The organism is Westiellopsis prolifica IICB1 (assembly GCF_004323185.1).
Lineage (GTDB): Bacteria > Cyanobacteriota > Cyanobacteriia > Cyanobacteriales > Nostocaceae > Pelatocladus > Pelatocladus prolificus_A.
This window is the reverse complement of record NZ_NAPS01000002.1, coordinates 2,592,745-2,604,004: the sequence shown is the minus strand read 5'-3', so window position 1 is coordinate 2,604,004 and position 11,260 is coordinate 2,592,745. Positions and strand designations below refer to the sequence as shown.

12 protein-coding genes are annotated in these 11,260 nt (G+C 41.0%); 3 read left to right on the top strand and 9 right to left on the bottom strand.

All coding sequences use genetic code 11. The features are described 5' to 3' along the window. Positions 1-349 (top strand): hypothetical protein (locus B4U84_RS31280; RefSeq protein WP_131121062.1); only part of this gene is annotated, 349 nt, incomplete at its 5' end. Here the strand turns inward: B4U84_RS31280 and B4U84_RS25520 are convergent. Beyond that, the gene (locus B4U84_RS25520) at positions 346-495 is read right to left on the bottom strand and encodes a hypothetical protein (RefSeq protein ID WP_242677694.1); all 150 of its coding nucleotides are present in this window, start codon (positions 493-495) and stop codon (positions 346-348) included. The two genes, B4U84_RS31280 and B4U84_RS25520, sit on opposite strands and share 4 nt — an antisense overlap. 131 nt (positions 496-626) lie before the next feature. Here B4U84_RS25520 and B4U84_RS25515 point away from each other — a divergent pair, with 131 nt between their 5' ends. Both B4U84_RS25515 and B4U84_RS25510 read left to right on the top strand, forming a co-directional pair. Then, on the top strand, positions 627-2,210 hold the full coding sequence (locus B4U84_RS25515; RefSeq protein ID WP_131120953.1) for a M48 family metallopeptidase: 1,584 nt from the start codon (positions 627-629) through the stop codon (positions 2,208-2,210). A gap of 71 nt (positions 2,211-2,281) precedes the next feature. Further along, a complete protein-coding gene (locus B4U84_RS25510; RefSeq protein ID WP_131121061.1) occupies positions 2,282-3,073 on the top strand; it encodes a COP23 domain-containing protein in 792 nt (263 codons plus the stop codon). A 59-nt stretch (positions 3,074-3,132) separates the two neighbouring features. Here the strand turns inward: B4U84_RS25510 and B4U84_RS25505 are convergent, their stop codons facing one another. The 8 genes from B4U84_RS25505 to nuoH form a co-directional block, all read right to left on the bottom strand. Then, positions 3,133-4,176, bottom strand: coding sequence for an N-acetyltransferase DgcN family protein (locus tag B4U84_RS25505; RefSeq protein ID WP_017311986.1), 1,044 nt, complete (start codon positions 4,174-4,176; stop codon positions 3,133-3,135). Further along, positions 4,160-5,212 carry a dipeptide epimerase gene (locus B4U84_RS25500; RefSeq protein ID WP_131120952.1) on the bottom strand — a complete coding sequence of 351 codons (1,053 nt, stop codon included), beginning with the start codon at positions 5,210-5,212 and terminating at the stop codon, positions 4,160-4,162. Before B4U84_RS25500 ends, B4U84_RS25505 begins: the two co-directional genes overlap by 17 nt. 47 nt (positions 5,213-5,259) lie before the next feature. Further along, a complete protein-coding gene (locus tag B4U84_RS25495; RefSeq protein ID WP_131120951.1) occupies positions 5,260-6,825 on the bottom strand; it encodes a glycosyltransferase family 39 protein in 1,566 nt (521 codons plus the stop codon). Between the two features lie 221 nt (positions 6,826-7,046). Then, on the bottom strand, positions 7,047-7,970 hold the full coding sequence (locus tag B4U84_RS25490; protein WP_017311989.1) for an NAD(+) kinase: 924 nt from the start codon (positions 7,968-7,970) through the stop codon (positions 7,047-7,049). Positions 7,971-7,974: 4 nt separating this feature from the next. After that, positions 7,975-8,280 (bottom strand): NADH-quinone oxidoreductase subunit NuoK, encoded by a 306-nt coding sequence (gene nuoK, locus B4U84_RS25485; RefSeq protein ID WP_016860688.1) that lies wholly within the window; start codon positions 8,278-8,280, stop codon positions 7,975-7,977. 143 nt (positions 8,281-8,423) lie between these two features. After that, complete coding sequence (locus tag B4U84_RS25480; RefSeq protein ID WP_017311990.1) at positions 8,424-9,032, bottom strand: NADH-quinone oxidoreductase subunit J; 609 nt, start codon at positions 9,030-9,032, stop codon at positions 8,424-8,426. Between the two features lie 112 nt (positions 9,033-9,144). Beyond that, entirely contained in the window at positions 9,145-9,726 is a 582-nt protein-coding gene (gene ndhI, locus B4U84_RS25475; RefSeq protein ID WP_017311991.1) for an NAD(P)H-quinone oxidoreductase subunit I, read from the bottom strand. 90 nt (positions 9,727-9,816) lie between these two features. Then, entirely contained in the window at positions 9,817-10,935 is a 1,119-nt protein-coding gene (nuoH, locus tag B4U84_RS25470) for an NADH-quinone oxidoreductase subunit NuoH (RefSeq protein ID WP_017311992.1), read from the bottom strand. Between the last annotated feature and the right edge of the window lie 325 nt (positions 10,936-11,260).

Sequence of the window (11,260 nt, the reverse complement as noted above, 5' to 3'; positions counted from 1 at the left end):
TCAAAGACTCGACGGCGAGTATCAAAGACTCGACGACGAGTGTAAAAGACTCAACGACGAGTGTAAAAGACTCAACGGCGAGTATCAAAGACTCGACCACGAGTATCAAAGACTCAACGACGAGTGTAAAAGACTCAACGACGAGTATCAAACACTCGACGGCGAGTATAAAAGACTCGACGACGAGTATCAAACACTCGACGACGAGTATAAAAGACTCGACCACGAGTATCAAAGACTCGACGACGAGTATCAAAGACTCGACCACGAGTATCAAACACTCGATGACGAGTATCAAACACTCGATGACGAGTATCAAACACTCGACGACGGAGATTATAAGTATTAAAAAATACCTTGACCGGGCGTTAGCAAATTGTCAGGATCGTAACGCCGCTTTGCACTGACCAGCTTGCCCCAAACCGGACGAAAGTGCTGCTGCCAATCGTTTTGGGATAAGGAAATAGCATCTACGGGATATCTGTAACCACCCAAGTCACGGTTTTGCTCAAGCAGATACTCAAAATTCCCAAAGAACTATTTTTCTGAGGCGATCGCTCTGGGCGATTTTTGGTAACTCCTCATACATTAAAAAAAAGACTTTGTTTGCATAGGTAGATTTGATCATGAAACGACGTTGGAAGTCATTATTCTTGGCTGTTACTTGGGTAATGCTAGCTGTTGGGACATCTATTTTTATTATCGTGACACAACCTCTGGCACCAACTTCTGCTAAAGAGCCTCATGTTGTGATTGAAACTCCCAAACCTGCACCGACACCAGAAGCAAGTAATGACAAAAAGCCAGATTCAACAGTAGCAGAACCAGCACCCAGTCCTGAAGAAATAGCCCGTCGGCAAAAATTGATCGAAGCAGACAAGCTGTATTTAGCAGGAGACTACACAGCTGCACAGAAAATATATCGTGAAGTGAAAAAACCATTTGCGGATATATCTAACGCACCACAAATCAAACCAGCGATCGCTGATGTTAACCAATTATCCCCAGGAGGTAAAGTCTATTGGCGAGAAGTACAAGCTGGGATTGCAAGTAAGCTGTCAACGAGAATTTTTGTACCACTAGAACTTTTAGTAAAGCAGAATCCCGAATTTATTCCTGGTCACATTACATATGCAGAACAACTGCAAAATTCTGGTGAGAAGAAAAAAGCGCTGGAGGTTTTAGAACGCGCTGCTACACTTTATCCAAATCAACCAGATTTGATTAAAGCTAAAGTCACAACCCTCGCAAGTAACAAAAAATGGATGGAAGCGTCTTTAGCAGCACGACAATTTGCGATTCTCAATCCGAATGACTCCCAAGCGGCTGAATTTAAGAAACTAGCAGATGAAAATCTCAAACGTTATAAATCTCATATTCGCTCAGAGATCAGAGGTAACACAATCACCAATATTATCACTGGTGCTTTAGGATATGCCCTCACTGGTAGCCTTGTCGGGCCATTTTCCGCTTTAAACTCCACCGTATTATTGCTACAGGGTGAAAAGTCCGTGGGTGAGTCGGTAGCAAAACAAGCAAAAAAACAACTACCTTTAGTTAAAGACCCACAACTTGTAGCATATGTCAATTCTGTCGGGCAAAAATTAGCAAAAGTCGGCGGACGTGATGAGTTTAAGTACGAATTTTTTGTGATTCCCGAAGAATCTCTAAATGCTTTTGCATTACCTGGAGGTAAAATTTTCGTTCATGCTGGTGCGATCGCCAAAACTAACTCCGAAGCCGAATTAGCTGGGTTACTTGGTCATGAATTATCTCACGTTCTGCTTTCTCACGGCTTCCAACTAGTTACTCAAGGTAACTTAATTAGCAACTTAACTCAATATGTTCCCTTTGGTGGTATTGTCGGTCAATTATTTGCACTCAACTACAGTCGTGACATGGAACGTCAAGCAGATACTTTGGGTACACGTCTGATTGTTAGTAATGGTTACGCGGCTGATGGTGTGTATAACTTGATGCTCACACTCCAAGAACAACAAAAAGATTCTCCTCCTAGTTGGTTATCATCTCACCCAAATAGCAAAGAGCGAGTAGCATACATAGAAAAATTGATCACAAACAATAACTACAATCGCTATGCTTACGAAGGTGTAGCCCAACACCTCGAAATGCAAGCCAAAGCCAAACAAATTCTCAAAGAAGCAAAAGAACGTAAACACAGGGAAGAAAAAAATACAGAGGATCGCTGAATCAAAACTAAAATTTTTTCGTCATTGAATTTAACAACTCCCTAATTTAATACCAGTGTAAATGTATGTTTATGTCTTCACGAGTCTTTAAATTACTTCTATCCAGTGGTTTAGGTTTAACTGTATTTGTCGGTAATGCGATCGCCTCAGCACAAGTTGGTGATGTAGTAGTCCCAACACAACCAGCGAACGGTACTTCCAGTAGAACTAGTTCTTCAAATACCACAACCAGCACTTCAACCACATACAGTACAAATGCCCGGTTTAGCTGTCAAAACTATAACGGACAGTATACAGTGATGTATCAACCCGAAAGTAAACAAGGGCAATTCTTTGCTTGGGCAACTCCCAAAAGATTGGGCGGTGATTGGGATGAATACAAACGCTGCGCCACCATCGCTGAACGTTTGGAAAGTTACCGTCCAGACGGCTTAACAGAACTCCGCACCTCCACAGAGAATGGATACAATATTCTTTGTGTGACTAGTGAATCTAACCCAGCTTGCCGAATTGTATTGACAGTACCCCCCGGATACGATGCTTATAATGTACGCAACAGTGTATTCCAAAACCTGATTTCTGCTGACAATGGGCAACAAACCATAGCTGTCAATACTTACAGCAGCCGTAGTAGTGGTGGTAGCCAAGTCGAACAAATATATAACCAGGCTAGAACTATTTTCGGTGGTGGCAATAATAACACCAACAACAGCCGTCGTACATCTAAAGAACCAGTCAACCTCAAACCTTTCTTAGATCAAAAAGACGGTGGTACTGGTAGCCAACTCAAAAAAGGCGTAGCAATTAGAACCCAAACCCAAACTCAATCTGGTACTCGTCTCAATCCCGGAAATTTTAAATAAGGGATCGGGGATCGGGGATTGGGGATTCTCCAGAGGAGAATCCCCAATCCCCAATCCCCTCAACAAGCCTGCATGACTGCATCTAACAACTTGTCAGCACTAAAACGAATCGGATCTGTACAAGGTAGTCCGGTTTCTGTTTCTGTTTGGGCGATCGCTGTTTTTGCTTCGGCTTCGTTTAAGTGACGAGTATTTAAAGCAATGGCTGCAACTGGTACTTTTGCAAAAGCACCACCTGCACTAGCAACTGTTTCATAAAGTTTGACTACCTCTGTTAAAGGGGGAATTGGTACACCATCGACTACTTCTTTTTGTCCTGCGCGATGGACTAGGATCATCTGGGTTGGTTGGGAACCGCGTATCAAGGGTAATGTGGCTGTAGAACTGGGATGCAGTAGAGAACCTTGTCCTTCAACATACAAAATGTCATAGTTTTTACCATGGCGCATGACCATTTGTTCGACTGCCCCAGCAGCAAAGTCTACGCGTATGGCATCTAATGGTATACCATCTCCTTCTAACATCAAACCAGTTTGCCCTGTAGGCAGAAACTTAGAACGCCAACCTCGCAATTTTGATGCCCAGTGTAATTCGAGACTAGTTGACATTTTGCCGACTGCCATATCGGTTCCCACTGTCAACACCCGCCGGCAGGGAAGATTACGGGCAATAGCACCAGCCACACCCAAGTTTGGCGGTTCTTTCCGCACATCCCAAATCATTTGTCCGGGCTTTAGGAGTGCTTTTAAATCTGGTATGGTTGATAGTGGGGCGTGCAAACCGTTTACCAGCGACATTCCAGCAGCCAAAGCATCTTTGACATCATGCCAGTAACTATCTGGTAAAACGCCGCCTAGAGGTGCAATGCCTATGACTAAGACTTGCGGTTTATACTCAAGTGCTGCGGCTACTGATGCAACTATTGGTACTTCACGGCGAATACCCGTCAACTCTGGTAATGATTCTCCTGGAGATTCGCGATCAATCACTACTACAATCGGGGCTTCACTGTAGCGTAAAAGTGATAACCCTGTTTTACCACGAGTTCCCTTGATTCCCTCATGTAATAAAATAGCTATTCTTTGATTAAGCGGCAGACGCACTGCGTTGTACCCCCAAGCCTGGTAAGTCGTTTGGTATAATTTTTCCTGCTTGTACAAATGCCCCTGTAAAAGGGTCATCAATTAAATTCAGATGACTATCTAAATCTAAATAGTCAGCTAATGGTGCTAGTTGTGCGGCTGCTGTGTTAAGAAGCGCACTGTCAGAATAGCAACCGAACATTACTTGTAAGCCATTGGCGCGGGCTGTATTTACCATCCGCATCGCCTCAGTTAATCCCCCGGATTTCATCAGTTTGATATTAATACCATCGACAATTTTAGCCAATTGCGGGATATCAGTACTGGTGAAACAACTTTCATCAACAAAAATAGGTAAAGGCGATCGCATCTTGAGTTCAGCCAAATTTTTCTCCTGACCTTTTGCCAATGGCTGTTCTACATACTTTACACCCCAATCTGCCAGCCAACTACACATGTAGGTTGCATCTTCTAAATTCCAACCACCGTTAGCATCAACATATAATTCCTGGGTTGGTGCTTCTTCTCGTATAGCCATGAACATTTTTTGATCTGCGTCAATCCCTTCTGGACTACCCAATTTGATCTTGAAAACCCGAACATCTAGAAATTCTAACCAATCCCGTACCCTAGCTTTAGCGCCTGCTGGTGAATTAATTCCAATAGTTACCGAAGTTGGTGCGATCGCATTTCTATCAAGTCCCCATATTTGCCATAGTGGTAATCCGACACGCTTTCCCAACCAGTCGTGCATCGCCATATCCAACGCAGCTCTAGCTGCTGAAGGAACTTTGGCTGTTGTGAAAATCTGTTCAATTTGCTGTTTTTGTAAAGGGCTATATGCTTGCAAAGTAGGAGCAAGTTGTTGCAAAGTATCTTTAATAATCTCTGTTGATTGGGGATAAGTGCCTACACTAAACGGTGAAGCCTCTCCCCAACCCTCCATACCATCATCGGAAATCTTAACCCAGACATTGGTCGTTTGTGCGGTTGTACCACGACTGATAGTCAAGGGAAAGCGCTTGTTAACCGTAAAGATTTCAACCTCTATGTTCATAATTTAAATTTCAGTTTAAGTGTGAACTCAAAATAGATTTACCTGAATCATTGAGATATTTTCCATAATGAAGAATATTGACCTTGATAAATCATATTAGTATTAAATCGATATTTTTTTTCAATTGATTGGCGAAATGTATCAGAATTATTTAGTAGAAATACATTATTTAAATTTTTGGGTATTTTCGTAATTTTATTTTGTTTAAATAATAAAAATCTAACTTTTGGTTCAATCAGATAACTCAGAGAAAATATATTTTCATAACTATTATTTTGATTGCTTATAATTAGTATCGGACGAGAGTTTTGATTCAGAATACTAGCTATATTTATATAATCGTTGCTAATAAATTTAATCCAGGAAGTATTACTCTGGAAATAGAGATTATCAGACAATAGTGCAATTGTGATTAACGTAAATAATATAAATTGCCAATATTTTTGTCGTGACACGCTGCCATTATATAGCTGTGTTGCTAGTAAATAAGCAACAGTTATTTGTATACTTAAATAATATGGAATTAAAGATATATATAAACCCGAAATTAACAGAGGTATTGTACCTATCGTCATTAAGCTGATCACAAACAACCAAACTTTTTGGTGATTGGTACGCCAAAGCCAATAAATTGCATATCCAACTAAATAAAAAATTAAGGGTGTGAATGCTATTAAGTATAAAGGATGATCATCAAGAAAAATTAAATCAAAAAAAACACGGGTTGTCTGTTTTAAACAAGATATAATTATATTAGCTAAAAATAAATTTTTACTAATGGCGTTAGAATATCCATTAAATCCAAACTGGTTATAAAATATAACCAATATCCAAGGCATAAAGATTAAACTTCCTATCAAGGTAGATACTAAAAAAGTTTTAACCGTATTGTGTTCACGGAATTTGGCGGTTGCAATTACATAAAAAATATAAGCAAAAACTAAAAATAAACTTAATGATGATGTATATAAACTTAATGATAAACTAAATGTATAAAATCCCCAATTCAAGAGACGTTTTTCATTTGTTTGCTGTATTGATTCTAAACGCAAAGCTCTTAACAAAGCAGCGCTAGATAATAATATAGTGATTTCCCAAAGAATATATTCCTGTGCTTCCTGGGCATAGAGAATTTGCATAGGAGAGATCGCCAGAAGTGCGATCGCAATACCGGGTAATGATAAAGGCACCTTAAATAATTCACAACATAACCAGTAAATGCAGGGAAAAACAAACAAACTAATCACAGCAGATAAAGTTCTAATTGCTGTAATTGAATCACCAAAAATTTGTGACCAAAATCGTGCTAATAGGAAATAAAATGGCGGATTTAACGGGCTATCTATTGCCAATGATTTAATAGTGTCTCCAAAAGTTTTCTTAGGATTGAGACGTTGAAATTTGGCAAAAGCTTGTTTTGTAATTAGCTGACCATTAAAAAGTTGTTCTTTTACTTCGTTATTTGTATAACCAGAAATTCTTAATAAAGTATTAGTTTCACCTGGCGAATAAACTTTGTCATCAAGATTAACTAAACGAAAAAATATACCAAATACTACAACCACAACAATAAAAAACTGCAACCACTTGGGAGCAAGTACAAGACGCCGCATAATCAAATTTTTCTATAAGTTGTTTAAAATAAACTAGTTAGTTAAACTATCATGATGAAGTAATTTTGTATCATCTTTCGTACTTTGATCCTGATTATTTCATCATTATCTAGCCTGAAGAAAATTTAGAAATGGGAAAATTTTAAGGGTTAAAGAGAAATGGAAAAGATCACCCCCTTTAACCCTTTATTTTCCAGCTTGACTCAACTTATGCAAGAAGTTTAATTAGTATGGCTAGTAGTGTTGTAGCGAACCCTTGTTCCTGCCCACAATAACTTTTCTCGTAGAGTCTGGTAATAGGAGTTGTTCTCCCGTAAAATGATAAACTTAGCTCGACACTCAGCCATTCGTACGTCTACGCGATGTCCGGGCCAAATCGAAGTCGCTAACACCCCATCCATCCATAGTTTAGTACTCAAATCGTAATCACCCAATGGCCAAATACTGACAACAGAACCAGGGGGTAAAACGAAGGGACGATTAGAAAGACTCATCGGACAAATGGGACTGACAGTGAGTGCTTCCATACCATCATGTACAATTGGACCACCCGCAGAAACGGTATAACCAGTAGAACCTGTAGGTGTAGAAACTATTAATCCATCTCCTACATACTGATCTACCACCTCGCCGTCAATTTCCATCTCCAGAATAGAAGTTATCATGCGATCGGCAGACGCAGGTTTGACACACATTTCATTTAAAGCCAAGTAGCGTTCACTTACAGGTTCTAAATTGCTACCATGACCTTCATAAACTGCGGCTTGCACCATCATTCGGCGTTGGATAGCATAACGATCTTCAAACAGCCGTTCCCAAACTTTTTCCGTATCCTGAAATTCTTCTACTGACTCAGTTAAAAACCCCAGGTGACCACCCACATTTACTCCTAAAATGGGTACGCCAGCTGGGGCTAAATGTCTGGCACCGGTTAATACAGTACCATCACCACCAAGTATCAATGCCAGGTCAATTGGTTGTCCAGCCGAAGCCAAAAATACTGGGTAAGGATTATCCTTAGCCCCGCTTGGTCCCACTAATACCTGACATTGGTGATTTTCTAGTTGCTTTGCACAAATTTCTGCCCAGCGCTTACTTTGGGCGTCTCTTGCTTTATAAGCAATAATTACCTTTTTAAGGTCCACAGCATTACCATTTGAGGAGATTAAACTGCTCCATATCGACAGTATCACGGTTGCGATAGATTGCCAGTACGATCGCTAGACCTACCGCCGCTTCTGCTGCCGCTACAGTGATGACAAACACAGTAAAAACCTGACCCTTAATCCCTGTTGGGTCTAGGAAGTTAGAAAAAGCCATTAAGTTTAAGTTAACAGCATTCAGCAGCAATTCAATCGACATTAATACGCGCACAGCGTTGCGGCTGGTAATCAAACCATAAATGCCAATGCAAAACAATGCTGCTGCTAGTAACAAAAAGTACTGGAGTTGCATAAATCTTTGTAACTTCTACTAATGTTTTTGAGTTGTTAGTTATTCAGTTATCAGTTAGAGACGCGATGTTCCTCGCGTCTGTACAATTATCAGTTATCAATCATGGTTTTTCTGATAACTGTTAACTGTTCACTGTTAACTGTTCACTGTTCCTTGTCGCTACCAGCTGACACCAATTCTCTGGGGCGTTCTGGCAATGTCAAAACTGTTTGTGGCAAATCAGATGAGACGATTTGTTCTGGCAAATATTCGCGACGTGCCAAAATAATTGCACCTACCATTGCCATCAATAACAGGATAGAAGCGACTTCAAACGGTAGTAAAAAGTCACTAAAGAAATGCTGACCAATAGCAACTATGGGGTTGCCTACAGGAGTAGCAGTAGAATACGACCAGGGTGTCGCTAATACCATCGTACTCAACAGCGCAAATAGCCCTAAACTCACCACAGCCGTTAGGGCTTTACGCACCCAAGCAGTGGGGAAAGGAACAAAATTCTGCCGCTTATTCACCAACATAATGGCAAATAAAATTAGTACGTTCACCGCACCAACATAAATTAACAATTGCGCTGCTGCTACAAAATCAGCATTTAGCAGCAGGTACAACCCAGCTATACTGGCAAAAACACCAGCCAGCATAAAGGCAGAATGAACAACGTTAGAAAACAGCACTACACCCAGTGCTGCTCCAATCATCATTGCAGCCAATACGCCAAACGAAACAACCTGTACTCCTTGGGCTAGATTCACTTTTTTGTCCTTTGTCAATGGTCAAGTGTCAAGTGTCATTTGTCATTTGTCATTTGTCATTTGTCAATGGTATATACAAAGGACTAAGGACTAAGGACAAATGAGTAAATATTTACTTTTCTTGCTGGATGAGTTCTTGAGGGTGAGAACCTGCACGAGGTGCATCTGCTGGTAAATCGTGGGGGTCCATAACTCCCTTGGGCAGGTAAACTAATTCACGTAGGGGAGTTACCATTGGGTCATTTGTGACTTTGTAGGGGAGACGACCCAGCGCTACGTTATCGTAGTTCAACTCGTGGCGATCGTAAGTGGAAAGTTCGTACTCTTCTGTCATAGACAGACAGTTTGTTGGACAATATTCCACACAGTTACCACAAAAGATACAAACACCAAAGTCAATACTATAGTGGTTGAGCTTTTTCTTTTTGCTGGTTTTGTCAAACTCCCAATCCACTACAGGTAAGTTAATTGGACAAACCCGCACACAGACTTCACAGGCGATACACTTATCGAACTCAAAGTGAATCCGGCCGCGAAACCTTTCACTGGGAACCAATTTTTCGTAAGGATACTGTACTGTTACCGGACGTCGCCGCATATGGTCAAAGGTAACAGCAAGTCCTTGACCAATATAACGCCCAGCTTCTACTGCTTCCTTGGCGTAATCACCAACTTGTTTGAGGAACTTTAGCATTTTTAGTGTCTCTCTCATTTTGGATTTTGGATTTTGGATTTTAGATTTCAGTATCAATCCAAAATCTAAAATCTAAAATCTAAAATTGTTCTATCCGCCGAAGGCGACGGGAAAAGCTAGTTTCAGAGCTGCGGTTAGTAGTAAATTTACTAAACCGACTGGTAATAAAAACTTCCATCCCAAGTCTAGTAGTTGGTCAATGCGAACACGGGGTACAGTCCAACGTAATAGGATGGCCAAAAATACTAGGAAGTAGGCTTTAAGAACAGTCATAGTGATACCCAATGAGGCGGTGACTACTTGCAACACCGGATTGACTTCACTAACTCCAAACCAACTAGCTAGTGTGTTAATAGGAATGGGAAAATCCCAACCACCGAGGTATAATACTGATACTAGAAGTGCTGAGAGTACGAGGTTGACGTAAGAACTTAGGTAGAACAGAGCAAACTTCATGCCAGAATACTCTGTTTGATAACCTGCCACTAGTTCTTCTTCTGCTTCTGGTAGGTCAAAAGGCAGTCGTTCACATTCTGCTAAGGCTGCGATCCAAAAGATCAGGAAACCGACTGGTTGTCGCCAGATGTTCCATCCCAAGATACCGTAACCAGATTGTTGGTTGACAATATCAACGGTGCTGAGGCTGTTGGACATCATGACGATCGCCAGTACCGCCAGCGCCAAAGGAATTTCGTAACTAATTGATTGTGCTGCTGCACGCAGTCCACCCAATAGGGAGTATTTATTGTTGGATGCGTAGCCTGCCATTAACAAGCCAATTGGGGCAACGCTAGACAAGGCAATCCACAACAAAACCCCGATGCTAATATCTGTAATGAGTATATTCTGTCCAAATGGCACGATGAGGTAGGACAGAAAAACCGGGATTGTAACGATAATCGGACCGAGGGTAAATAAGAGGGGGTCTGATTTGCCTGGTACTACATCTTCTTTAAATACGAGCTTCAGACCATCCGCTACAGGAGCCAGCAAACCCAAAGGACCAATGTATTCAGGACCAATCCGCTGCTGTGCTGCTGCTGAAATCTTCCGCTCAAGCCAAACACAGGTTAGAACACCCACTGTTGCACCAATAATCATCAAAATCATTGGCAGTGGCATCCAAATTGCTTTGGCTAAGTCTCCTGGTACTCCCAACTCTGTGAGAGATTGAATAAAAGTTCCTTGCAGATCAATTCCTGAATTCATTTTTTGTTGCTCTTCAAGTCACCAATACATGGTCGTTTACAACTATCTACACTTGTGAATAACTGTAAATTTATCCAGCGACAAACACTGCATAAACTTGGCAAAAATTTAAGATTTTTTGCAATGTCCATGCCTAGTATATCGTTGGATGGGTTTTACCTCGATCAGCCAGATGTAGAGTTTCTACTTATGGTAAGAATTGAGGGGATCGGGGATCGGGGATCGGGGATCGGGGATCGGGGGGATCGGGGATTAGGGACGAAGGGGTAATACCATTTCACGAAAATCTTGATACAAATACAGACGGTGTAGAGACGCGAAATTT

Coding starts and splice junctions, on each gene's coding strand:
- B4U84_RS25515 (WP_131120953.1), top strand. CDS start 627: ATGAAACGACGTTGGAAGTCATTATTCTTGGCTGTTACTTGGGTAATG.
- B4U84_RS25510 (WP_131121061.1), top strand. CDS start 2,282: ATGTCTTCACGAGTCTTTAAATTACTTCTATCCAGTGGTTTAGGTTTA.
- B4U84_RS25500 (WP_131120952.1), bottom strand. CDS start 5,212: ATGAACATAGAGGTTGAAATCTTTACGGTTAACAAGCGCTTTCCCTTG.
- B4U84_RS25495 (WP_131120951.1), bottom strand. CDS start 6,825: ATGCGGCGTCTTGTACTTGCTCCCAAGTGGTTGCAGTTTTTTATTGTT.
- nuoK (WP_016860688.1), bottom strand. CDS start 8,280: ATGCAACTCCAGTACTTTTTGTTACTAGCAGCAGCATTGTTTTGCATT.
- ndhI (WP_017311991.1), bottom strand. CDS start 9,726: ATGCTAAAGTTCCTCAAACAAGTTGGTGATTACGCCAAGGAAGCAGTA.
- nuoH (WP_017311992.1), bottom strand. CDS start 10,935: ATGAATTCAGGAATTGATCTGCAAGGAACTTTTATTCAATCTCTCACA.